Genomic DNA, 24,454 nt, shown 5'->3' with positions numbered 1-24,454 from the left:
TGCTAATCATATGTAGATAGCTAAATTAATCTACAACAATTGCATCATGCAAGCGGAAGCTATAGATATAGCATGCTTTTACCGGCATTCCCGTCAATCGTTGCAAGGCCTCTTTATAGAGGTCCATTTGGATTTTATAGCGCTTGATAAGGTCTTCCCCAGATTTGATGCGGTCCGTCTTGTAATCTACGAGAACCCATTCACTGTCCTCTTCAAAGGCGGTATCGATAATACCTTGAAGGAATAGATTTTCGCTGTCCTCTAAGGTATCGTATACGCGTTTACCCTCAAAGAGCATGCTAAACGGCAATTCTCGTTCGATACGTTTAGCGTTGATGAGACGCTGCCCAAGATCAGAACTGAAGAATTTATAAAGACTTGTATCACTTAATAGATTTCGTTCTTCCTCGGTGAAAGTCCCTTTTCTTACCAATTCATCAAGCTCTTTTGTCAAAGAATCTTGTGTATAATTAACGAGTGGTAACCACTGCATAGCCTCATGCATTAAGGTGCCCCATTGAGCCCCTGTTAACACATCCTCTTCGGACTGTAATGCTTGCGGCTTGCGACCGAATACGGAGTTAGCTAAATCATCGGCTGAAACTGTAATAACATCCAAAACATTTCGTTTAGAGGCAGTTTCTACGGGCTCGACGACTTCAATCGGTTCATTAAGGCTATCGATAGTCCCTGCTTCTAGTTCTCGTTCTTGGAATCGTCGTTTTAATTCACTAACGGAGATTTTAGCAGTACGACGTGTGGCATCGCTGTACGGGTAGGTATAGTTAAAACGATCTACTATTTTCTGAGGTAATTTTACAGAATTAACAGCCTTTAACTCACGCACCTTGTTGATAGTGGTTTCGTCGATATCTGCTTTGTAGTCTAGATCACCATAGAGAGAGCCATCGTGAATTTCAACCTTTATGCGGCACTTCTTATCTGGTAAATCAAAATAGGTGGGTCCTTCGTACTCAATAGCTACACGCAATGGATTGCCGCCGTCTAAATGACGAGCAAAGCCCATAATGAGCCACTCTAAATACGTATTGGCTTGAGTAATAATATCTGTAGGTAGTTGTTGCCCCTCTACAGAGGCAGCATTTTTAATGAGCTCACCTAAGGTACTCAACCCGCCCTTAGAATTTTTAAAGCCTTTTACAAAGCCTGTCATAAACAGCTTATCTCGCGCCCGTGTTAACGCTACATAGAGAATACGCTGTTCCTCTGCTTTGAGAGCCGCCTCTTTGACGTCTTTCACATAGAACCATGGCATTGTTGGGAAGGATACCCGAATATCTGGGAAGTACCCCTTAAGACCAAGCCCTGCATTCTTATCGATGAGGAGCTCAGAACGAAGGTCCATCATATTGAATTTCTTTTGCATCCCAGATAGGAATACAACAGGGAACTCAAGGCCTTTACTCTTGTGGATGGTCATGAGACACACTACATTATCCGCTTCACTGACTACATTGGCAAGAGGCATATCTTGATTGCTATCGCGCAAGCTTTCAACAAAACGCAAGAATCTAAAGAGTCCACGGAACCCTGAGGCCTCATAGCCCTTAGCTCGGTCGTATAGGGCGAGCACATTCGCACGGCGCACGAGACCATTCGGCATGGCACCTACATAGTTTACATAGTCTTGGGATTCGTAAATATCCCACAATAAATCGGTTACACCGTGACGTCGTGACAAGGTACGCCAACGCTCCATATGTCCAATAAAGGATAATAAGCGCTCATCTTGTGATTCTTCTGCATAGGCGGGCATGAGAGACCACAAAGAGCCCTCACCAGATAGACGCAAAGCACCTAGCTCGTTTGCATCAAGCCCAACGAGACCGGAGTGCAACACCGCAGCCATCGGCAAGTCTTGTTCAGGATTATCTATGATGGATAACAACGCTAGTAAAAGCTGAATTTCTTGGGCTTCAAAGTAACCATCCCGTTCATTTACCACCGCAGGGATGCCTGCTTGGCGCATGGCCTCTACAGCACGGGTGCCCCAACCAGCCAAGGATCTACGCAAAATAGCAAAGTCTCGCCACTCGATTTGACGGAATGTGCCATCCGGATTTTGCACCTTCTTCTTTGCAGCGTGGATTTCCTTAATCTTTTGAATGATAAAATCTAGCTCCCGCTCGTTATTCTCAGGGTCATCCCCTTCGTCTTCGTCGCTTTCACTAGCACCGAGGGTATCCTTGCTCACATCTAAAAGCTGCAATTCCACGTCGCCTCCAACCCAATCCTCAGGCGCATCCTCTACAATGCGGCCAGGAATGAGGGATTCAGCCTCCGTATAATTGAGCTCCGCCGCCTCTTCCGTCATGATTTGATAGAACAAGAAATTTGTAGCGGCCAAGATATTTTCATGAGATCGGAAGTTCTTCGCCAAATCGATACGGCGCTCTACCGCATCATTACCGCCGTAGGTGTTATATTTCTCCATAAACAGAGAGCTATCGGCCATACGGAAACTGTAAATAGCTTGCTTCACGTCCCCTACGTAGAACCGATTATCGACGCGAGAAATCAAGTTGATAATCGTCTCTTGCACGCCGTTCGTATCTTGGTATTCGTCGACCATGATTTCTTTGAAAGTATCTTGCAATTCCTTTGCCACGTCAGACGGCTGAGGATCATCCTCTGTGCCAGGCTCAACGAGAAGGGCTAAGCATAAATGCTCCAAGTCACTAAAGTCCATAATGCCTTGCTCTTGCTTCATATCCCGATAGGCTTGGTGGAATGCAATGGTAAGCTCTACAAGACCTTCAATGATGGGATATTGGGCCTTGAACTGCTCTTGCAAGGTCGCTTCTGGCACGGTGAACACAGCGGCTTGCATGGCTTTAAGGTCATCCTTATTTTGAGCACCTAAGGATTTAAACTCAGCTACCAATACAGGGTCAAAGGCTTGTGCCTCTTTTGAACCCATGCGGAACTGGTCTTTAATAAAGGTATCCATATGCTTACAAGCTTCGCCCATATCGTCCCAGGTTTGAGCATTTGAAAGCATGCCTAGTGCAGCTAATTGGTTATCGTATATGTTTTGCCATTTATGAGGCCCTACTGGATCGAGCAAGATTTGTTCCATCCGCTCTAAGCGCTCACGAATGCGGTCTATAACAGCTACATGTTGATCCCACATATATTGGCCCCATAGCGTATCACTCGGGTTTATTTCCATAGCCTCTTTATAAGGCACTAATGCTTTACGTAACCAACCATCAGGATTAGCAAGGGACATGGCGTAGTTATATAAAGACATAATCTTCTCTGTCAGCCCCGCATCAGATTTATCATCGCTGAAGAAGTCCGCCAATTCATAGATATTATAAAGGCCTTCTTCATAGGATTTAGTCAATAAATCGGCTAATACTTCTTGTTGTAAGAGTGCCATTTCTGCTTCATTACCAATGCGAGCTGTTGGGTTAATATCGAGCTTGTAGAAATAGGAACGAATCACCCATTGGCAGAAGGAGTGCAATGTAGAAATATGCGCAGATGGTAAGAGATTAAGCTGTCGCTCAAGACGCTGTTGCATAGCCTCATCATCAGTAGACTCCATGGCTTTTGCCAAGGCAAGCCCAATACGAGCACTCATCTCTTGTGCCGCCGCCTTTGTAAAGGTTACAACCATGAGCTCTTGTACGGATAAAGGATTATCCATATCTTTAAGACGCGTAATGATACGTTCTACGAGAACTGCTGTCTTACCCGAGCCAGCCGCTGCTGCTACGAGCAAGGTTTGATTATCTAAGGACGAATCCTTAGGAGCTATGATGGCAGACTCCTGCTCTGGCGTCCATTTAACACCCATGGTTTTCACCTCCTTCGCTACTGTTGTTTCCATTATTACGATTCCCGTTGTTATCGCTATTTTCGTCGTTTAAGACCTCTTTCATCCGTTCTAATGCATCATCTTCGGACAATCTAGATAAGTAATTATATCGATTGCGACTAGAGTCAAAGCGGCATACGATATTGTAATCGCAATATGTACAAGGTCTGTTCTTATTTAACTGGTAAGGCTGAATTGGGAATTGTCCTTCTCCAATATGACGACCAATGTCAGCCATTACATGATTGGTATAACGGCACATTACATCAAATTCACCGGTGTTCTTAACCTTATGCAAGTCTCTACTAGAAATTGTTTGATCCTTTTTCGTCGCAATCGGCACATATGGACCTCGTTTAGAACCGTAGGATAAGAACTTATTATCTATATGCGTTAACAACTCAACATCATCTGAGAAGTAGCCGCTATTTTGCCACGCATCACTTTCTTTAACCAAGGCTACTGCATCTTCATAGGATAGAGGCGCGCCAGCAGGGATTTTAGGGTTCTTCACATAGGAATACACCACCGCCGCAGGAGCCATAGATTGTCCTTGCCTGTTACCATAAGCGGATTCTAAGGCCAATAAATATGTCATAAGTTGTAATTTAAGTCCATAGTACACATCTTGTGCCGTTACATGGGCGCCACCGGATTTGTAATCGATAACCATGCCGTAGGTTTGACCGTCTCGAGTATATTCATCGATGCGGTCAATTTGACCGATGAGGCGCAAATAACGGTCTTCCCCAAGAGGTACGCGAATCGGATCCCAACCACCTTGACGTCCAAAATCTTGCTCCAAATATTTTGTATCAAAATCACTGCGCTTGGACCACTCAACAAGGCGGTCTACCGTCACATGTAATGTTCGTTGTACACGCTGCTCGATTGCCTTTTGGTAAGCATCGCTTGTTTCCTCGCCACCGTGATTTTCTTGTAAGATTTCATCGGCTACAGAGCGACATAAATTTTGTTGCTCTTCTTCATTGAGATCACGCCATTGTTTATTATTTTCTAATAGGTAATTGCCTAACCGCTCTAAATTAGCATGTAAGAATGTACCAATTTCAGGAGCCCCAAAGGAACGCATCCGACGTGGCTCTAGTTTCAAACCATATTGAGCGTAGAATTTGAACGGACATTGTTGGTATCTCTCTAGGCGCGTTACAGAACCAGACATATAGCCTTTAGAAAGGAATAATCCATTTACTAAATCCTTCGTAATGACCGGCACATCGTTATTGTCTCGAATACCACGAGACACCTCACCTAAACGAGGACGATAAGTGTCGCTTTCACGAGCCCAGTTATAAAGGCCCCACCATAATGGATTGACCTCATGACCACTAAAGAGAGCACCCCAACGTTCAGATAATAAGGACAAACTTTGAAGCGGACGCCATACATAATCAGACTCTGTATCAGGCTCAATGGATAGAGGAATATCTACAGCCTTGCCAACGTAACCTAAAGATTCTAATCGTTTCACCACGAGGGATGGCTCAAGGCCTGTACCATCTTCACCAGAGCTTGCATAGGATAAGGTCAACGAATCAGATGACCGCGTCATAGCTAGGTATAGTAGGAAATTCTCGTTGAAAGCCTTCGGCAAAGCACCTTCAGCCAAGGTAATGCCGGCCTCAGCCAATTCTTGTCGTTCCTTATCCTTAATAAGACCTTCATCGCCCATACTTTGTGGGAAAATGCCTTGGTTGAGGCCCATGACGAACACCTTAGGCCACCATTGGCTATAACCACGTTCAATGGTGGTAATCACCACATGGTCTAGAGATGGTGGAATCATGGAATAATTTACGTCGCTCAAGCCTTCTTCGAGAAGCAACATCATCTCATCTAAGGTCAACACTTCGTCCTTCATGACCATAGAGATTTCGTCTATGAAAGAAATAACTGCATTGTACATCTGTTCATGGCTGGCTTTGGACTCTTGATCGCCCATGGCTTCTGCGTCCTTCGCCCACTCATAGAGGCGCTCAGGCACTTGTAAGGTTTCTAATAAACCATAGAGCTGTTCGCCCCATTCTGCCCCTGTATGGCCCTCACTATGAGCGGCAAAGTCAAACCATGGAGATAATATATCCATGATGGTTTGTCTTGCTTGATTCACACGGGCTCTACGCGGTGCATCAGGGTGACTAGCTTCGTCTTGACCTTCATGGAAGCCTCGTAAATACGGCCAGCTTTCACGTTCCCATTTATAATGGTCAATACCAAACTCGAGTACGTAGTTCTCTAATTCATCTACGGCCTCACGAGTTAGGGGCATCAAGTCTGTTTTCAGCAAGAGGAACATGCTGTCTCGGCTGTAACTATGGCGCACAATATCAAAGAGAGCCGTCAACAATTCGCCTAAGGGATGATTTTTCATAGGACGTTGGCGGTCGATAAAGTGTGGAATACCATAGCGAATGAAAACCTTCTCTAAGGTGTCTCCGTATGTTTCGGACTCGCGAAGCATGATGCATACATCGCGGTAACGAGCCTCTGGAGAAGATTCCACATAAGCTAAGATGCGACGGGCTATGGCGTCGGCTTCCCGTTCTCTGTTGTAGCCACGAATGAGCGGAATCGTAGTATCCGTAGAATTTGGCTTACTAGGACTAGTAAAGTAATTAGACTCTAGTTCTTGTACGATTTGAGGGCCCCGTTTCCCGTCAAAACCTACCCAATTAATACTAGTGCCATAACGAGCCACTAGAGTGTCATAAATTTCTAAAGGTCGACTAAAGAGATGTTCCCCTCGACGAGCGAGATTTAACGCCTTCGGAGCCATCGGTAAATCAATAGTAATAACGGCTTCCTTAGCCAAATCAAATAAGGTGTAAATCAACTCGTAGTGTGTGGGTGTAAACCAATGGAATCCATCGATAAAGACATGGCTGTTTTCCATCAGAGGAGATTGAGGCAAAGCCTCTACAATTTCCATGATAGGATCGATATCGCGCTCCCCATGACGGCTGATTTCCTCTTCATAGGCGGCCATACAGATGGCAAGTTCCCGCAATTTCTTTTGTAATACTTTATTTTTAACGGACTCCGCCCCACGCTCAAGGTCATTAGGCCCTACGCGGAATGCGCGAAACTCAGAAAAGAGCTGTTGCAATACAGAAGAAAACTCAGGACGCTTAGTAGCCTGTTCTAAAAGACCTAACTCCTTCTGTTTTCGTTTCATAACAAGGCGCAACAACATAGACCGGCCAAAGCTAGATAAGCTTGATTGACCGGCCCCCTTAGAGCCTATGGATTGATATACTTGGTACCCCAAACGACCAAAGCCCACAACGCGAACTGTGGTAAAGCCTTTTTCAGGCATAAACTCGGCAAGCTCTCGCTCTACTCGATACGTAGCTGGTTCAGGAACAAGTAAGATTATAGGTTCCCCTGGACAATCGGTCATAACTTGACGTATCCGTTCATATACGGCACGTGTCTTACCAGATCCTGCTCGTCCATAATAGACGCTAATACTCATGAGACCTCCCTAGTGAAACTTTCACCATCTCAATTTATAGAAATCATAAACTTCATCTTATTTTTAAATTTCTTTTCCTCAGGTATAGATTTAAACTAAATTTTTCGATATAATATATTACTATACTACGTATTATTATATAGTAATATGATATTCTGTGCCTAATTATGGGGTAATTAAAGGCAAATTGTACAATATTTGACTCATTAGATTAAATTTGTTTATAATTAAGAAAATATTTTATATTTTATTTACAATTAACAGAATTTCATATATAATACAGATTAGTATTTGTGTTATTTGTAAAAAATCATGTATTTAGGAGTGAATTATTATGAACAAAAAACATTTAGCAGCTGCTTTCGCAGTATTCGCAGCTACAACTATGTCTTTCTCTGCTTTCGCAGCATCCGTTGATGCTAACGCACGCGCTTACGAACGCGCTGCAGCTGAGCAATATACTTACGCTGCACCTCAAGCAGCTACACCAGCGTACCAATCTGGTTATGTAACAAGCGCACCACGCCCTGGTTACAAACCATTACCAGCTGTACCTTACACAGCAGGTGACATGGCTCAACAAATGCCTGTATCCAAAGAATTGGGCGACCCAATCTTTGTAGCACCTCAAACGACAGCTGTAGGTCTTCAAATCATGGATCCTATCGCTACTAACAACCAACCTGTATACCAAGAAACTGTAACTTCCGTAACAGCTAATGGCAACGGCAGTGCATATGTTTCCCGTTACAAAACTAACCAATTGAACGCATTCGACTTATTGTTGAACGGCAAATCCTATACATACGACTTGCCAGCATACACTAACGGCTACCAAGTAAAAACTGCTAGCTCCTACAACCGTGCTGGTGACGGCGTTGCAAACGTATTCTCTACAAACGTAATCACTGAAGCAGTTGTAAATAACAACTCCTTGCGTATCACTGTTAACATGACTCAACCAACAGCTGTAGCAGCTGCTAAATTGCGTTCCATGCAACAAACTGGTCAAGTAGCAGGCGGTGAAGTAGCTGCATTGTTCGCTTACAATGAAAGCTATGATGGTGTAAAACAAGCTGCTCATTACGACGTATTCAACAACGGCAACCGTTATATCGTTGTTAAATCTGGTGCTGTAACTGTTCCAAACGGTGCACAACACCCTTACGCAACTGCATTGTTCGCAGTAACTGATGACACTGTAGCTGCTGTAACAGTATCTGGCAACACTGCTGATGCTTACGATTTAGTAAAAGGTACTGCATACGCAATCGCTCAATCCGCTCGCGTATCTAACGCACGTACTCGCTAATTCAAACTACAATTCGTTACGAATTAAATATAATAGTGAAAGCTACGAGCCTTCACACATAAAGACTAAATAAATCACTAAATCCCCGAATGAGATATCTCATTCGGGGATTTTTTTAGCTAGTTATAAAGCTCAGGATCTAAGGTCTAACCTTCATACCTAAGTAAACTAAGGTGATGCATCTTACCAACTAGGTCCTAAACTTGATGAATTGATGAATTGATGAATTATTAGTTTTATGATGCTTTAATTATAGTCTTGTAAAGATCTCTAATGCCTTATAAGCCATCAAACGATAGCCACGCGCATTGGGATGCACTTCACCAGCAAAGACAATTTGGCCTATTTGATCTGCTTCATATAAAGTTGTATAGAAGTCTATAACTTTTAAGTCATGCTCTGCTGCATAGGCTTTTAATTGTTCATTTACATCTCGCACAACAAGGTCTAGTCCATCCATATCACTATCGATTTGTGTTTCCAAACCAATTATTACCTTCCCCTTTGTGCTCGCTAATTCAATAGCTTTCACCAAGGTCTTGAACACATACGCACTATCTCTACCTTGTAATATATCATTGGTGCCACACATTAAGAAAATGTGACGTGTTGGATCAGCTACAACTGTAGGTAGCCATTTTTCAATATTATAAATCATGCCCTGAACGGAGCAACCGTCTTCACCATAATTTGTAAAATTCACACCCTCTATAGATGCATCACAAATCTCAACCCACCCTTGGCCATAAGGCACATCATAACCACGGGTAATACTATCTCCAAAACAGATAATTTCCATATCAAGACCTCCTGTACTATGCATTAATCATATAACAAAATGACAATTATATACAATATACATACTATGGATTTTTATATTCATTTTTTATAGAATTACATGTTTGACTATGGTATACTAATTCCACATAAGAGAGGTCAAAGATGAGAAAACTATATCCCTTTTTAATACTAGCGCTAGCAACATTACAATCAGCTAGTGCGATTTCACAATATGAATTAGAGAACAAGCCTACGCAATACCAAGTAGCTTATAATAGCCCTTCAGAGACTGTGTATATCGACTTAAGTACAATCAGTCTAGCACAGGCAGGTCCTACGTATAGCACGCTTCATGCTCGTACAATTAGTCTGTATAAAAATCAGAATATCATAGCTGATTATTCAACTAATTATACATATCATCGAGGTAATACATCTAAAGATATTTATCTTATGGATTGGCATGTGGCACCAGCCAAATTCTACCAAGTAAATGGTGCCCCTATAGGAGCTGCTAACAATCAGCGTTCTGTCCTATCTACAGGTGCTCATGTCGCTACAAAGGGCTCTGCGGTGGCTGAAATAGGTCAATTTATTTTACATAATGCATTAGAAATGGAACGTATTACATATACTTCTACGAACCCCTATGTACCACCACGTCCATATAAGCCTATAAATGCACCAGCTCCAACAGCAAGCAAGCCATTATTTGGTGTTCAACCACCACCAGGCGTATACAAACCGCTAAACCAATTGGAATCACCTTATACTTCTAATCAACCACGGTTAACACCATCTAAACTAGGTGTATATGGTCCTGTCCCTCCACCTTCTCCACAAGGTCCAAGACCGAGTGACTGGATCCTTGATATCCAAAATCAAGATATGCCAGATCCTAATACACCTATGAGTGAATGGAGACCGCAACCAGACTATCACGCACCACAAAAACCATAGGCAATATAACTAATATAAAAATGAAAGAGACTGAACAGCTCCTTACCTTAGGAGAACTGTTCAGTCTCTTTTATTTCACATTTTGTTTCTATACTATCAGATAAACCTATTGTATGATGCTTTCACATTATTTAAGACGGACAAAGAACAATGCGATAGCACCGATAACAGGAGCGATGGCAAGAGTCATCAATGCAGATTGATAGCTACCTGTCGCAGTTAACATGCTACCTAAAATCATAGGCGCCAACATAACACCGATTTGGTTGAACAAGTTTACAAACCCTGCTGTAGTACCACGTAAATGAGGTGCTGCGGATTGAATTACGAGCGCATTTGTCAATGCACTATGCATGAAAGCACCGATACCAAGGATTGGACCTGTTATGAAGAGCATATCTGGATTTGTAGTGCTTGCAAAGAGGATCAATGCTGGTGCGAATAAGAACATAACAAGAGCTACTAAATGGTTCTTCTTAATTGGTAAAATATCGGATAAGATACCGATTGTCGGTTTTGCAATGAGCGCTGCTAAACCAAAGGCGGACATTACATGGCCTGCATAGATGGCATTAACACCGAGCTGTTTAACCATATACAAATTTGACCATTGTGCCACAGCCCAAGTAGCGCCTGTAGCAAAGAAGCCTGCAAAGGCAAGGCAACAAATGTTGCGATTTTTTAAAACATGTAGCAAATTTTCCTTTAAGGAAGTCTTTTCGCCTACATGAGCAGACGCAGCACTCGCCTCTGCTTCCCGTTGCGCCAAGATTTCAGCACTTGGTTTACGAACAGTAAAATAGCTGAGAATAAAAACAAGGATTGGTAATACTGCGGTTAAGAGGAACGCATTTTGCCAACCATAATTAGTAGCTACATATGGTGCGTAAAGGTTTACAGTGGTCAACCCAAGAGATGTACAGGACATAAAGATACCAACTGCAGCGCCACGTTGATTAGGACCAAAGTAGTCCCCAATAGCACTTAAACAAGATGCTTGTACTGGACCGGATACGATACCTAACAAGAAACGTAATACCCAGCCATAAGTGTAATTATCGATGGTACTCATCAATGCCGTAATAAGCGCCATAGAAAGCAAGCTCACCAAAATGGTATAACGGTAGCCAATGCGATCCGCTAAGATACCACCTGGTAAAACCATGATGGCATAGCCCATGTAAAAGGCGGATAGATAGGCTGTACCCATTTGAGGCGTGAAACTCAACGCTTCATTAACAATAGGCATCAAGGATGCCCAAGATAGGCGCATAACAAAGCTAATCAAAAATGTGAGCCATACGCTGACAAGAATTAAAATCTGAGTTCGTGAGAAACTAAGTCGATTCATACGAGCTCCTTTCTACATAAAACCTAATAAACATAAGGTTAGCATATCATAGAGGAGATAGATTGAAAAGTCCTCTAGGCATAAATCTAGAGGGCTTAATTATATTAATATAAATAATAATTTCTTCTATTTCATCATTTTTTCAGGATTGATATAATTATCCTAACAGGAGGTGCATCTATGTATTCAAACTTTTTAATATTTTTTATAATTATTGCCCTATATAAGTTAATCGCTAATAGTTATAAATATTGGCGTTGCTCGCAATTAATGGAGCACTACTTACAATGGCTCAATGGAAATTATTCAGATGAATTAATCTTTCAATCTAAATACGAAGTAACTAAATTACTCTCTATTACACCAGATAAGGGACTGCCACTTACATTACCTACAGGTCTAGGTCAAGCTTATTCTGCTAATCATAGTACAATTTACTCATACCCCAGCAAAATTCATCCATTTACTACTGCCACTTTTGAAATGTTTGCAGAATCTAAAGGAGCCTATAAGTCTAAAATCTTAGAAACTTTTAATCCACTTTATTGGATCGAACTAATAATTTGGCTCCCCAAACAGTTTACTTTATTCTTAGGGCTGAACAATGAGCTAAAGGCTGTTAAAACTATTAATATCTTATTACAAACTATCTACTGGTTTTTTGCAGGTTTAAAATTTTTAGGATATGAAATCATTCCGCTCTTGCAACATATATTTCTTAAATAAATATCCCTATTTTAGAGCAATAACTTAATATGGATCTATTTTCTAACAATACATTATCATACATATATTCAGATACTTCTTCCATAATTTCTTATATGTTTGTAAGTATCAATCTATATAACTTAACACTTACAATAACTTGAATTTTCTTTGTAATTATTTTTTCGAATTGTATACCCTTTGTATTTACTTTCCTACTACTATAATTACCTTGAAAGGAGGTTATTCCATGAAACAGCTAGATGCAAAAGTTTTAACATATCTAAATCAAACGCAAAAGACCCATATTGATGATATTTCTCATAACACTAATATCAACTCAGAAGTATTACAGGAAATCCTCAATAATCTAGTGCGTCTTTCATATGTTGAACAAGAGCACGAATTAGATAATACCCCTCCGCCCCCAGGTGTTATTTCTATTTTTTTTATTCCTACAGGATTTTATTCAATTACACCAAGAGGAATGTACGCATTAACAGAATATAATATTACCCAAAAAGAAACACTAAAAAAAGTAATTATCAATACCGTTAAATGGTTAACTCCCATTATTGTAACCATCATCATTGCCGTTGTTGGTTGGCTCTTCTTTCCTAAATGACCTATACAACTTCCACTTTGTTAGTTATTAATAAATAAAATACACGATTGCAATTACTAAAAATTCCCAATCTACATGTTTAACTTTTCAATAATCAAAATCCCCCAAAAAATTATCATTAAAAAAGCTCCCTTTCTGATATGTACCCCCTTTACTGGACAACCAGTAAAGGGGGTATTTTCATGAGATATAGTTATGAATTTAAAAGAAAAGCAATTGAATTATTCTATCAAGGTGAATGGCCCGAGACACCTAACGGTGTAAGGACAGATACATTTCATAAACAAATAAGGGACTGGGTTAAATTAGAACAGCGTCATGGTTCGGACATTAATAAATGTCAAGGGACTAATAAGTATTGGTCTCCGGAAGAAAAATATGAGTTAGTATGCCAAGTTCTTTCTGGTCAAGGTTTAAGAGCAGTAGCTATTGTAGCGGGTATTAACTCTGGACAACTGTATCAATGGGTTCATAAATACAAAACTTTGGGATACAATGGTCTTATTAATAAACCTAAAGGACGACCACCAAAGGATTGCAAAATGAAAGTACCTAAGACTATCTCAACTCGAGAGCTAAAAGAAAGTGAATATGAGGAACTCATTCGCTTACGAGCTGAAATTGCTTATATTAAAGCTGAAAATGAAGTCATAAAAAAAGAGATTGCCTTGAGAGAAGAAAAGGAAGCTGCGCGTCTCAAGGCGAAAAAGCAGCGATTATCAAAACGCTCCGCCAACAAGGCTATCAACTAAAGCATCTTTTAAAAGCTATGCCAATGTCCAAATCTACCTATTATTTTGAACTTACTAAAGTAGATCTTGTAGATAAAAGAAATACAGAGCTCAAAGATGAAATTCAAAAGATTTTTACAGAACATAAAGGTCGGTATGGTGTACGGCGTGTATACCAAGAGCTTCTTAATCGAGGTTTTGTAGTCAATCATAAACGAGTACAAAGACTTATGCATAGTATGGGCCTCGCAGGAAAGCGACCGAAGGAAAAGTATCACTCTTACAAAGGGAAAGTCGGCAAAATAGCAGAAAATATCGTCAATAGAGATTTTAGTACAACTGCACCATTACAAAAATGGACTACCGATGTGTCTCAATTCAATTTCTCGTGGGGAAAATGCTATTTATCGCCTATTTTAGATATGAATACGAATGAGATTGTTGCTTATGACTTAGCATTAAGGCCTAACTTAGAACAGATTTCTCGTATGTTGGAGAAAGCCTTTAAAAAGTTTACTAATCTTTCGGGATTAATCTTCCACTCTGATCAAGGATGGCAATACCAACATAACTATTTTAGGCAAGCACTTAAAGAACATGGCATTATTCAGTCTATGTCTAGAAAAGGAAATTGTTATGATAACTCTGTGATGGAAACCTTTTTTGGTAGATTGAAAACAGAAATATATTATGGTTTTGAAAAAGAATATGCATCATTTAATGCTTTTGCAGTAGCGATAGAAGAATACATTAACTATTACAACAATAGAAGGATCCAGAAAAAAACAAAATGGATGCCCCCCGTAAAATACAGGGAAGCATCCATGTGTTTAGGCTAGTAAATAATATGTGTCCAGGAAAATGGGTACATATCATTCTTGGGCGCTTTTTTAATGATAATTTTTAGTTTAGAAAAAGGGGAAGTTTTGGGGAACAAAAGGGGAAAAATTAGCCGTACAAATATGAATTATAACGAACATATACGAACATATAAAAAATACCAGGAGACTATGTGTTACCTACATTTCTGTAGATTTTATAGTACTTCTGGCATGTTATCGGTTAAGTGGCGGAGAGGGTGGGATTCGAACCCACGGCCCCTTGCGGAGTCACTGGTTTTCAAGACCAGCTCCTTAAACCACTCGGACACCTCTCCATAACGGTATTATTATATCAGATTGGCCTAACAATAAGCAACAACGTAATATAGAGCAAGAAAAAAGCTGGCTCATAGCCAGCTTTTTCATGTGTATTTGTTGTTAACGTAATGTTTCAACTATTTATTATTGGATTGAATATTCAACTAATAATCAACATTAGAACAAGTCTTTTTTCCACATCCCAATAATGGCAATAATAGAGCAAAGTAGTGCAATGCCTACAACCTCATAGAATCCATTTGGATCCTCTTGGAATGGCAATGGCACGTTTGTCCCCCACAAGCTAAATACGATGGTTGGAACCGCCATAGCAATAGTTAAAGTAGCCAACATTTTCATAACCAAGTTAAGGTTATTAGAAATGATAGATGTAAAGGCGTTCATCATGTTCATCAAGATATTGGAGTACATTTCAACCATCTCGATGGCCTGTTTATTTTCGATAATAACGTCCTCTAGTAAGTCCTCATCCTCTTCGTACATTTTGAGGAGGTGTCTATAGGAGCTATGACCACGCAAGCGCAATAGACGTTCCATAACAGTACCATTTGTGCGCAATGCAGATGTAAAGTATGTCATGGATTTCTGTAATTCCAATAATTGGAAAAAGTCTTTATTCTTTGTAGTATGACGCAATTGGATTTCAATATCGTCGGTACGACGGTTGATTTGTTGCAAGTAACGCAAGAACATAGTCGCTGTGCGATACAAGATTTGGAACAAGAAACGCGTCTTTTTGTATGTATAGAACGTAGAAATCTGATTAGAAATGAATGGATACAATACTTCGGACTCTTCTAAGCAGATGGTAATGAAGAAGTCTGGCGTCAAGAAGATACCAAGCGGTACTGTATCATACATATCGTTACCGCGGATAACCGGAATGTTAATAACGATAAAGATGTAATTATCCTCTAACTCCACGTGAGAACGTTCTTCCATATCGAGAGCGGTTTTGAGAACGTCCGTTGGGATTTCCGTCAAAATATTGATAAGGGATAACTCATCGGGGTCTGGGTTCACCAAATTTACCCAAGAACCTTTTGTGGCATCTGATACAGTGCTGTCTGAAACTAACTCTTCTTCTATGTGTTTGTACACCGTGATCATGCTATCCCTCCTTCCAACGAACTTATAGTAATCATCTAATAAATTATATACTATTTTATAGCTATTATTCAATTCAATTGTGAAAGTTTTGTGTATCTAGTACATACATATACAGCTTTATGTCTATTTATAATGTACATATGTATATAATAAAAGTATGGTAAATAGTAATCTAAAAAAAATAACCTCTACATTAGCCCATTGCTAATCTAGAGGTTATTTATAGTAGTTCTAATCATTCAGATTAGAAGAATGTAATTTCTTTTATTCTCTCTAACGCTATAAACTCTACTTTCACTAATTGCGACGCAAGATACGAATAGAGTTTAAGATACAAAGGATGGATACGCCAGTATCACCAAATACTGCCCACCACATAGATGCGTAGCCCATAAGGCCAAGAAGCATGATGAGGATTTTTACGGCAATAGCAAATACAACGTTTTGCCATGCTACGCGCAATGTCGCTTTGGACAAGTCAAGGATATGTGCGATAGCAGTTAAGGAAGGACGCATGAACACAACGTCTGCCGCTTCAATAGCCGCATCAGCACCGCTACCCATAGCACCACCAACATCAGCACCTGCAAGTACTGGCGCATCGTTGATTCCGTCCCCTACGAACATAGTAGGACCATATTCGGAGCGAATATCTTGTACAACGGACAATTTATCTTGAGGTAACAATTGAGCACGTACTGCACTTACACCAGTTTCTTTAGCGATGTAATTAGCACTTGCTTCAGCGTCACCGGTAAGCATAACAGTTTTGATATCTTGACCATTAAGATCAGCAATCGCTTCAGCGGAATCAGGACGAGCTTCATCGGCGATGATGATGCGACCAAGGTATGTATTACCTTCTGCTACGAGAACTTCTGTACCATATTCAGCAGCTTCTGTTGGATAGCCTTGAACATTATAGCGTTCCATAAGACGACGGTTACCAACGAGTACTTGTTGACCATCAGTCATACCGACCATACCTTCACCGGCTAACTCTTGAACGAAATCAGAAGGTTCTACTGCAAGGCCTTGATCTTCTGCTTCACTAACAATGCTTGTTGCAATTGGATGTGTAGATACAGCTTCAATTGCTGCAGCCATAGATAATAATTGACCAGAACTTACATGGGAGCCTACAGTTTCTACGTTGTGAACTTTGAACTCACCAGATGTAATAGTACCAGTTTTATCAAGAGCTACTGCTTTCACATTAGCCAACGCCTCGATAACACGACCACCTTTAAGCAAAATGCCGTGTTTAGATGCATTACCGATACCGGAGAAGAATGCGAGTGGCACACTGAGCACCAATGCACATGGACAAGAAATAACGAGGAATGTTAAGGCTGTGTAGATCCATTTATGCCATTCACCTGTAATAAGGGATGGGATGATGGCAACAGCCAATGCAAGGGCTACAACGATTGGTGTGTATACGCGAGCGAAACGGGTAATGAAACGGTCGATTTTAGGTTTAGAAGATGCTGCATTTTCAACGGCATCAAGAATTTTTGTAACCATAGATTCTTCAAGAACCTTATCTACACGCATCGTAATACGACCAGATTCGTTGATACAACCAGACATAAGTTGAGTACCAGGTACAGCACGAACAGGTACAGGTTCACCTGTTACAGGAGCTGTATTAACGCGTGTTTCGCCTTCAAGAACAGTACCGTCTAGAGGAATTAAATCGCCAGGACGAACTTCGATAGTCCAGCCTACTTCAACCTTTTCAGGAGCCATAACTACGATTTCACCGCCGCAGCATGTATCTACAACGCGCACCTCTTGAGGACGCATATCGACAGCATTCATGATTTCTGTACGGCTGCGATCTGTAGCTTTATGTTCAAAGAACTCACCGATACGGTAGAACAAGATAACGCCTACAGCCTCAGGCAATGCGTCGATTGCAATAGCACCCAATGTAGCGATAGACATTAAGAAGTTCTCGTCGAACACTTGACCTTTTAAGATATTGCGACCTGCAATACGCAATACTGGGAATGCAAGCAAAATATAAGCAATATAGTAAATTGGAGTTTCGATAGACTCTGGCAAACCGATGGACGGAACAACTGTCGTCAATGCTTCGTAGGCCATGAATAACAAGCCTGCTACGATAACGGCGATTGTTACAGCCTCACTACCATGATCGTGGTCATGACCATGGTCATCCATAGCCGCTTTAGATTTACGCTCGTAATCAGCTACTGTCACGCCCTCTTCGATGGAGTCGCAAATATCTTGAATGTCGCGTTTAAGAGCTTCGCGGTCTTCCCATGCACCAGTCAATTTCAATTGATGTGTGGCAATAGTAAAATTAGCAGATTCAATGCCATCCATTTTGCGGATACGATCTTCAATTTTTGCTGCGCAGTTTGCACAGTTCAAATCCTTCAGCAATAATGTTTCTTCCATGATATCTCCTTTGATAATAGTGAACGTTTCTACCCTGTATTGTAAGTTAATATTTCATAGATTTCTAATACTTATTAGACATAACTTCTTCCATATCTTTTAAGATATGTTCTTACACATTTCTTATCAGATACTTTATATGAATATCTGTTCATATGTTTATTTTACAAAGAGAGAGAATAAATGTCAATATAAAATTATGTACATTTATATTAACATTTTGGAGATTTAAATCTAACTGAATTATTTTTATAGTTAACTAAATATATTATATATAACTAGATTCACCTTATATCAAATTATGTTCTATCAGGAATGTATGTGCTACATCAGATGGCAATTGATGTTCTGTTTCTACAGCATAATTCATCTTTGCCATCTCTTGATCTGTAATCGTATTAGTTAAGCTTTCTAATATAGGTCGTAGTTCAGGATGAGCAATTAGCACCTCGCTACGTACAACATTACCAGCCATATAGGATGGATATAAATGTTTATCATCTTGCAACACCGTAATCGGAGCCACACTGAGCTGTCCATCGGTTGTAAATATAGGCATAGCATCTACATCACCGCGACTAATAGCTGCATACTTAAGACCTATATCCATATCCTTTGTCGCTTTAAAATGCATATTATACACGCGTTGTAACCCTGCGTAGCCATCTTCACGGCCAAAGAAGTCATATTCGCCACCTAACGTAAGGGATGGAGCAATACGTGCTAAATCTGAATAGCTTTTTAGTCCATAGGTACGGGCAAGTTCATTACGCACGGCTAAACCATATGTATTATTAAATCCGTACATTCCGACCCACTCGAAATTATATGCCTCTTTGTAGGCCTGTGAAAGCTCATTAAATCTACTTTCATCATACGCATCCGTACGTTTCAACACAGCAGACCAAGCCGTTCCGGTATATTCAGGATATATATCAAACTGGCCGGTTCGCATGGCTGGCTGAATATTAGATGTACCACCGCCGACACCTTCTGTAACCTCTACGGTAAGGCCCGTCTTATGCTCTATCAATTTTTTTAATACATTGCCTAAAATAAGCTGCTCTGTCATCGGCTTTGTAGCAATATGGATAACATCAACTTTCACATAGCGACAATATAGAGACCAGCCACCTACAGCCATTGCAATTAGTGTCATTACAGAAAGGAATATAATGGTATACCGTTTCATATGAGGACTAATACGCGTCACCCTTTCACCAATAGAAAAGAGCGCATCCACAACGATGGCTAAAAGGGCGATTAATAAACTACCGGCAATGGTCAATGCACTTTGATTAGTAGTGATACCGCGATAAATCGCCACACCTAGCCCACCAGCGCCGATAAAGGATGCAATCCCCGTCAATGCAATGGTCATAACAAGCATGGTCCGTATACCTGCCATGATTGTCGGCATAGCTAAAGGAATTTCTATATTCCATAATCGTTGAAGCCTCGTAAGACCAAGTGCAATACCAGCTTCGCGCATATCATTCTTAATCTGATTAAGCCCTGTAAAGGTATTGCGTACCATCGGCAATAAAGCATAAATGACCAGTGCGATAATCGCGGTCGTATTACCAACGCCAGATACATATAATAGTAAACCTAGCATCGATATGGATGGGATTGTATATAAAAAATTAACGACTACCATAACAGGTCCTGATAGTCGTTTATAGTCATATATAAGAATTCCCAGTAATCCACCAATAATTATGGCAATAATTGATGCGGACAAGGAAATCTCTATATGCTCCCATAATAATTGGAGAAAAAAATCATAACGATTCGTTAATAATGATATAACATCATACATTACATACACCGCCTTTCTATTGTATATAATAAAAGCGATTGTATAAGCATGTTACAACTTATGCACGCCATCTTATTCAAATACGATTAAACCGTATTCCATGATACCATTGTATACTTAATATCACGTTAACTCTAGTCTATAAATTTTCTCCATTATAGTAGTTTCCAATTATGTAGTCATATCGTACAAGTTTAGCTCCTTAATATCTCTAAATGAGATTTCAACACCTTGAACAGATACGATTTGTAGCCGTCTATTAAGCACCTCTACAGGCCCGATAAGTTCTGTATACTTGTGCTTGTCATAATACACTACGCGCACCCAATCTCCACAGCGAATACTCTGTAAAACTGTATTTAATTCCTCTAGTTGATCCTCTGATAGCTCTACACGAGGCTCCTTTGGTCGTGCCACAGCTGCTAGTAATGCTTCAAAGCCCTTCAATGCCGCAAAGGGCATAAATTGTTTTGCCCGTTGTAAACGAGACATACGATGCTTCATTACTGTATACCTCCCCTTATGCGACTAATCTATTCCCAATATATCCATTACACTATTTATTCCCAATATTCCATTACACTATTTATTTCTAATGTATCCATTCTACTGTTTATTCCCCGTTGTGCCCGCCTACCAAGGTATTTCTAAAGCGCATAGTTCCTTCCTCTTGCAAGCTAGAGGCACGCAAAATAGAGTTTTTACCAAACTGTTCCTTAATAGACAACATCGCCTCATGAACTTGCCGCTCCTTTTCTTCTTCATCTGTCGCAAGGGAGCTAAATAAATCTACCTCTTGAGGAATAGCAGAGCGATTGACTAAATCTTCAAAGCTCACGCCCAGACGCCGTATAGGCTCATTTTTATGACAATGTTGTTCATACAATTTAATTACTGCTGTCGTTAATGTTTGCAATGAATCCGTGTACTGTTTAAGCTTTTTAGAGCCCCCTGTGGAGCGCACCATATCGTCTGCATAGCCGATATGAACGTGAATATGGTTTGTAACCCCTTTAATTTGTAACAGCTCTAATACCAAGGACTCGACCATCTCACGCATAGGCACATAGGCCTCTTCATAGGAATAATTACGCAATAGAATCTGACTATGAGAAATAGAATGCTTGATGGGACGATACGCATGGATATCTGCAATCGTACAAGGCTCACGGCCCCACGCATGATCAATGATAAGCTCTGCATTAACGCCAAACTCCTTATACAACTTAGCCTCTGGCACCATGGTAATTCCATGCAAATCATAAGCACCATACTTGTGCAAACGATTGGCTATACCCTTACCAATCTGCCAAATATCGGTCAACGGCTGATGATACCAAATTTTCTCTTTAAAGAGGCTTTCATCAAGATACCCTATAAAATCAGGCGCATGTTTTGCGAGGATATCAAGAGCAATCTTGGCGAGGAATAAATTCGTTCCAATTCCAACAGTAGCGTAAATATTAGTCGCCTCTAGTACCGCATCAAGTAACATCTGTGCTAGCTCACGGGGCGTTTTCTTATATAGCGGTAAGTAAGGCGTAATATCGATGAAATACTCATCAATGGAATATACATGAACATCCTCAGGTGCTACATACTTGAGCAAGGTTCCATAAATCTGAGCAGATACCTGCATATACCGCTTCATATGGGGCTTTACCGTTAAGTATTCAATATGTGGAGGAATCTCAAAAAGACGACTGCGATTCTTAACGCCCAACTTTTTTAAGGCTGGAGAAATAGCCAATGTAATAGCCCCTTTGCCACGAGACCCATCGGCCACCACCAAAGGCGTCGTAAACGGATCCAGCCCCAAATCAGCGCACTCCACAGACGCGTAAAAACTCTTCAAATCAATGCACATATACATCCGATCCGTATCAGCTGACCCCATACAAACACCTCCTTAAACCGCTAAACCACTAGACTCTACCAGAAATATGAAAAGAAGAATTTCTATGATTAGTATAACAAAAATACAGAGTATTTTCAAACATATGTTTGTTATTATAAAGGTAAATTTATAGAAAAATAAAAAGCACCTAACACTAGATATATAATCTAATGTTAGATGCCTATGTATTTAACACATTATTAAATATAGCTATTTATTTCTATCTAACAAAATCCAACATCCCCAAAAATATCCATAATCCTAATGCAATTGAAGCAAGGCCATACACAATAGTTACCCTTACATTATCTATACTTACTTCTCCATTTTTTGCAAGCACACCTGTCGGACTAAATAGAACTACAGGTCCACCGATTGGTCCAAAAGGAATATAAAACTCTACACTTTCAGCAGTATGAGTCTCACCATTCAAGATATACTTAATATCATAACCATAAATATATTTATCCATACCACGAGCAAATGGTATTTCCTTTATAACTCGTGGAAGTATAGACACAATCGTTACTGGAGTTCCATTGCGACGTAATACAAATCGTTTGATAATTAAATACAACCCACTAAGTATTAACCAAAGAGCCACACAACAGAAGTAAAATACAAAAAACTCAAAGTCGCTACTCATCACGCGCTCCTTTCCTAGCAATACACTGAAAACTATCTAGTTCTATTATATATTGATGGGACTTATTTCGCTAAGGTAATACAAAAAGAGCACCACCTATCGAGGGGCGACTTACGGTCGTTTGGAGCCACGAGATAGGTGGTGCTTTTTTGTAACTAAGTTGTCGAAATAAAGTCGGGCCCCATCAATATAGACACGGCCCGATAGTTTTCATTATTGTTCCGGCCCCATGTCTCGGAATTCCACGTCTTTAAATTGTGTTAATTCTCCAATGAATCGGAGTTCCACGGTACCGACGGAACCGTTACGGTGTTTACGAATGAGGACTTCTGCATTGTCCCCTTTTTCGGAGTTTTCATCGTAATATTTATCGCGGTACAAGAAGATAACGATATCTGCATCTTGTTCAAGGGAACCAGATTCGCGAAGGTCAGACAGTACAGGCCGTTTATCTGGTCTGCTTTCAACACTACGAGACAGCTGAGATAAGGCGATGAGAGGCACATTGAACTCACGAGCGATCAATTTAAGGTTACGAGAGATTTCAGATACCTCTTGTTGACGATTCTCGCTGCCCTTGCCACCGTTGCGACCTTGCATCAACTGAATATAGTCGACGATAACGAGATCGAGGCCATGTTCCACCTTAAGACGGCGCAATTTAGAGCGCATATCTTGTACGGTAAGGCCCGGTGTATCATCGATAAAGAGCTTAGCTTTACTCATGCGGTCCGCCGCAGCGATAACCTTTTCCCAGTCTTCATTCTTCATGTTTGCACGGCGCAATTTTTCAGAGCTCACACCTGCCACGGAGGACAGAATACGAGCAACGAGCTGCTCCTTGCCCATTTCTAAGGAGAAGAACGCTACCGTCTTGTCGTACAACATCGTTACGTTTTGAGCGATGTTCAATGTGAAAGCAGTTTTCCCCATTGCAGGACGAGCTGCTACGAGGATAAGGTCAGATTTTTGTAGACCATTAAAGACATGGTCAACGTCCTTAAAGCCTGTTGGAACACCTGTAATAGCACCATCATGCTGTTGCAACGCATTTAGCTTATCTAAGTTAGATAATACTACTTCCCCAATAGGCGCGAAGGATGATTCAGACTGCGTTTGACCACTTACATCTAACACCATTTGCTCTGCCTTGTTGAGGATAGCCGTTGGCTCATCTTCACCAGCATACGTCATGCCTACGATTTTATTCCCTGCATCGATAAGGCGGCGCAATTGAGCCTTCTCGCTGATGATCTTCGCATGTTCCTCTACATTGTAGGACACCGATTCATTGGCGAGAGATGTAATATAAGCAAGACCACCTACCGCATCGAGTCGCTTGCGGCGGTCTAACTCTTCACCTACAGTGATGAAGTCTGCCGTCTTATTAGCATGCACGATTTCTAAGATGGCATCATAAATAATACGATGCGCATCACGGTAAAAGTCTTCAGATTTTAGAATACTCGTCACTGTATCAACAACAGCACCCGAGTTGGATCCATTGGTTAATAAGGCCCCCAAAACGGCCTTTTCCGCATCTAAATTATGCGGTGGAATGCGTACATCCATGATAATCCCC

The 24,454-nt window shown here is 40.6% G+C and carries 17 protein-coding genes and 1 tRNA gene; 6 read left to right on the top strand and 12 right to left on the bottom strand.

All coding sequences use genetic code 11. The features are described from left to right. Positions 1-25: 25 nt before the first annotated feature. Together addA and ACDF53_RS04230 are read right to left on the bottom strand one after the other, a co-directional pair. Positions 26-3,826 (bottom strand): helicase-exonuclease AddAB subunit AddA, encoded by a 3,801-nt coding sequence (gene addA / locus ACDF53_RS04235; protein WP_370815595.1) that lies wholly within the window; start codon positions 3,824-3,826, stop codon positions 26-28. Beyond that, on the bottom strand, positions 3,816-7,343 hold the full coding sequence (locus ACDF53_RS04230; protein WP_370815594.1) for a PD-(D/E)XK nuclease family protein: 3,528 nt from the start codon (positions 7,341-7,343) through the stop codon (positions 3,816-3,818). Before ACDF53_RS04230 ends, addA begins: the two co-directional genes overlap by 11 nt. A gap of 334 nt (positions 7,344-7,677) precedes the next feature. Here ACDF53_RS04230 and ACDF53_RS04225 point away from each other — a divergent pair, with 334 nt between their 5' ends. After that, the gene (locus ACDF53_RS04225) at positions 7,678-8,655 is read left to right on the top strand and encodes a hypothetical protein (protein ID WP_005385149.1); all 978 of its coding nucleotides are present in this window, start codon (positions 7,678-7,680) and stop codon (positions 8,653-8,655) included. 250 nt (positions 8,656-8,905) lie between these two features. Here ACDF53_RS04225 and ACDF53_RS04220 read toward each other — a convergent pair whose 3' ends face one another. Beyond that, positions 8,906-9,454: an SGNH/GDSL hydrolase family protein gene (locus tag ACDF53_RS04220; RefSeq protein ID WP_370815593.1), complete on the bottom strand. Its 549-nt coding sequence runs from the start codon at positions 9,452-9,454 to the stop codon at positions 8,906-8,908. A 143-nt stretch (positions 9,455-9,597) separates the two neighbouring features. On the opposite strand from ACDF53_RS04220, the gene ACDF53_RS04215 reads away from it, so the two are divergent. Continuing rightward, a complete protein-coding gene (locus ACDF53_RS04215) occupies positions 9,598-10,395 on the top strand; it encodes a hypothetical protein (protein ID WP_370815592.1) in 798 nt (265 codons plus the stop codon). 127 nt (positions 10,396-10,522) lie between these two features. On the opposite strand, the gene ACDF53_RS04210 is transcribed toward ACDF53_RS04215, so the two are convergent. Next, on the bottom strand, positions 10,523-11,746 hold the full coding sequence (locus ACDF53_RS04210; RefSeq protein ID WP_370815591.1) for an MFS transporter: 1,224 nt from the start codon (positions 11,744-11,746) through the stop codon (positions 10,523-10,525). Positions 11,747-11,926: 180 nt separating this feature from the next. Here ACDF53_RS04210 and ACDF53_RS04205 point away from each other — a divergent pair, with 180 nt between their 5' ends. From ACDF53_RS04205 to ACDF53_RS04190, 4 genes are all read left to right on the top strand, one after another. Next, the gene (locus ACDF53_RS04205; RefSeq protein WP_370815590.1) at positions 11,927-12,472 is read left to right on the top strand and encodes a hypothetical protein; all 546 of its coding nucleotides are present in this window, start codon (positions 11,927-11,929) and stop codon (positions 12,470-12,472) included. A gap of 229 nt (positions 12,473-12,701) precedes the next feature. Then, positions 12,702-13,076: a hypothetical protein gene (locus ACDF53_RS04200; protein ID WP_370815589.1), complete on the top strand. Its 375-nt coding sequence runs from the start codon at positions 12,702-12,704 to the stop codon at positions 13,074-13,076. Positions 13,077-13,258: 182 nt separating this feature from the next. Next, entirely contained in the window at positions 13,259-13,828 is a 570-nt protein-coding gene (locus ACDF53_RS04195) for a transposase (RefSeq protein ID WP_370815588.1), read from the top strand. Next, complete coding sequence (locus ACDF53_RS04190) at positions 13,792-14,646, top strand: IS3 family transposase (protein WP_370816193.1); 855 nt, start codon at positions 13,792-13,794, stop codon at positions 14,644-14,646. The genes ACDF53_RS04195 and ACDF53_RS04190 overlap by 37 nt, the downstream gene beginning before the upstream one ends. Before the next feature lie 228 nt (positions 14,647-14,874). Here ACDF53_RS04190 and ACDF53_RS04185 read toward each other — a convergent pair. From ACDF53_RS04185 to dnaB, 8 genes are all read right to left on the bottom strand, one after another. Then, positions 14,875-14,963: transfer RNA gene (locus tag ACDF53_RS04185), tRNA-Ser, on the bottom strand. 160 nt (positions 14,964-15,123) lie between these two features. Next, positions 15,124-16,077, bottom strand: coding sequence for a magnesium transporter CorA family protein (locus ACDF53_RS04180; RefSeq protein ID WP_295782273.1), 954 nt, complete (start codon positions 16,075-16,077; stop codon positions 15,124-15,126). Positions 16,078-16,374: 297 nt separating this feature from the next. Beyond that, entirely contained in the window at positions 16,375-18,507 is a 2,133-nt protein-coding gene (locus ACDF53_RS04175) for a heavy metal translocating P-type ATPase (RefSeq protein ID WP_370815587.1), read from the bottom strand. Between the two features lie 289 nt (positions 18,508-18,796). Further along, a complete protein-coding gene (locus ACDF53_RS04170; RefSeq protein ID WP_370815586.1) occupies positions 18,797-20,329 on the bottom strand; it encodes a glycine betaine ABC transporter substrate-binding protein in 1,533 nt (510 codons plus the stop codon). Positions 20,330-20,500: 171 nt separating this feature from the next. Further along, positions 20,501-20,833: a YolD-like family protein gene (locus ACDF53_RS04165; RefSeq protein WP_295782284.1), complete on the bottom strand. Its 333-nt coding sequence runs from the start codon at positions 20,831-20,833 to the stop codon at positions 20,501-20,503. Positions 20,834-20,942: 109 nt separating this feature from the next. Then, positions 20,943-22,226, bottom strand: a complete 1,284-nt coding sequence (locus ACDF53_RS04160) for a DNA repair protein (protein WP_370815585.1) — start codon at positions 22,224-22,226, stop codon at positions 20,943-20,945. Positions 22,227-22,446: 220 nt separating this feature from the next. Then, positions 22,447-22,872, bottom strand: a complete 426-nt coding sequence (locus ACDF53_RS04155; RefSeq protein WP_370815584.1) for a hypothetical protein — start codon at positions 22,870-22,872, stop codon at positions 22,447-22,449. A 213-nt stretch (positions 22,873-23,085) separates the two neighbouring features. Then, positions 23,086-24,444, bottom strand: a complete 1,359-nt coding sequence (gene dnaB, locus ACDF53_RS04150) for a replicative DNA helicase (RefSeq protein ID WP_370815583.1) — start codon at positions 24,442-24,444, stop codon at positions 23,086-23,088. Positions 24,445-24,454 lie beyond the last annotated feature (10 nt).

The organism is Veillonella sp., assembly GCF_041333735.1.
In the GTDB taxonomy this organism is placed as follows: domain Bacteria; phylum Bacillota; class Negativicutes; order Veillonellales; family Veillonellaceae; genus Veillonella.
Note: the sequence above shows the minus strand (reverse complement) of the source record. Positions and strands in the feature narration are given on the sequence as shown.

What these genes read in the sequence shown, in the direction of transcription:
- addA (WP_370815595.1), bottom strand. Translation starts at nt 3,826, where the DNA reads ATGGGTGTTAAATGGACGCCAGAGCAGGAGTCTGCCATCATAGCTCCT.
- ACDF53_RS04230 (WP_370815594.1), bottom strand. Translation starts at nt 7,343, where the DNA reads ATGAGTATTAGCGTCTATTATGGACGAGCAGGATCTGGTAAGACACGT.
- ACDF53_RS04225 (WP_005385149.1), top strand. Translation starts at nt 7,678, where the DNA reads ATGAACAAAAAACATTTAGCAGCTGCTTTCGCAGTATTCGCAGCTACA.
- ACDF53_RS04220 (WP_370815593.1), bottom strand. Translation starts at nt 9,454, where the DNA reads ATGGAAATTATCTGTTTTGGAGATAGTATTACCCGTGGTTATGATGTG.
- ACDF53_RS04215 (WP_370815592.1), top strand. Translation starts at nt 9,598, where the DNA reads ATGAGAAAACTATATCCCTTTTTAATACTAGCGCTAGCAACATTACAA.
- ACDF53_RS04210 (WP_370815591.1), bottom strand. Translation starts at nt 11,746, where the DNA reads ATGAATCGACTTAGTTTCTCACGAACTCAGATTTTAATTCTTGTCAGC.
- ACDF53_RS04205 (WP_370815590.1), top strand. Translation starts at nt 11,927, where the DNA reads ATGTATTCAAACTTTTTAATATTTTTTATAATTATTGCCCTATATAAG.
- ACDF53_RS04200 (WP_370815589.1), top strand. Translation starts at nt 12,702, where the DNA reads ATGAAACAGCTAGATGCAAAAGTTTTAACATATCTAAATCAAACGCAA.
- ACDF53_RS04195 (WP_370815588.1), top strand. Translation starts at nt 13,259, where the DNA reads ATGAGATATAGTTATGAATTTAAAAGAAAAGCAATTGAATTATTCTAT.
- ACDF53_RS04180 (WP_295782273.1), bottom strand. Translation starts at nt 16,077, where the DNA reads ATGATCACGGTGTACAAACACATAGAAGAAGAGTTAGTTTCAGACAGC.
- ACDF53_RS04175 (WP_370815587.1), bottom strand. Translation starts at nt 18,507, where the DNA reads ATGGAAGAAACATTATTGCTGAAGGATTTGAACTGTGCAAACTGCGCA.
- ACDF53_RS04170 (WP_370815586.1), bottom strand. Translation starts at nt 20,329, where the DNA reads ATGTATGATGTTATATCATTATTAACGAATCGTTATGATTTTTTTCTC.
- ACDF53_RS04165 (WP_295782284.1), bottom strand. Translation starts at nt 20,833, where the DNA reads ATGAAGCATCGTATGTCTCGTTTACAACGGGCAAAACAATTTATGCCC.
- ACDF53_RS04160 (WP_370815585.1), bottom strand. Translation starts at nt 22,226, where the DNA reads ATGGGGTCAGCTGATACGGATCGGATGTATATGTGCATTGATTTGAAG.
- ACDF53_RS04155 (WP_370815584.1), bottom strand. Translation starts at nt 22,872, where the DNA reads ATGAGTAGCGACTTTGAGTTTTTTGTATTTTACTTCTGTTGTGTGGCT.
- dnaB (WP_370815583.1), bottom strand. Translation starts at nt 24,444, where the DNA reads ATGGATGTACGCATTCCACCGCATAATTTAGATGCGGAAAAGGCCGTT.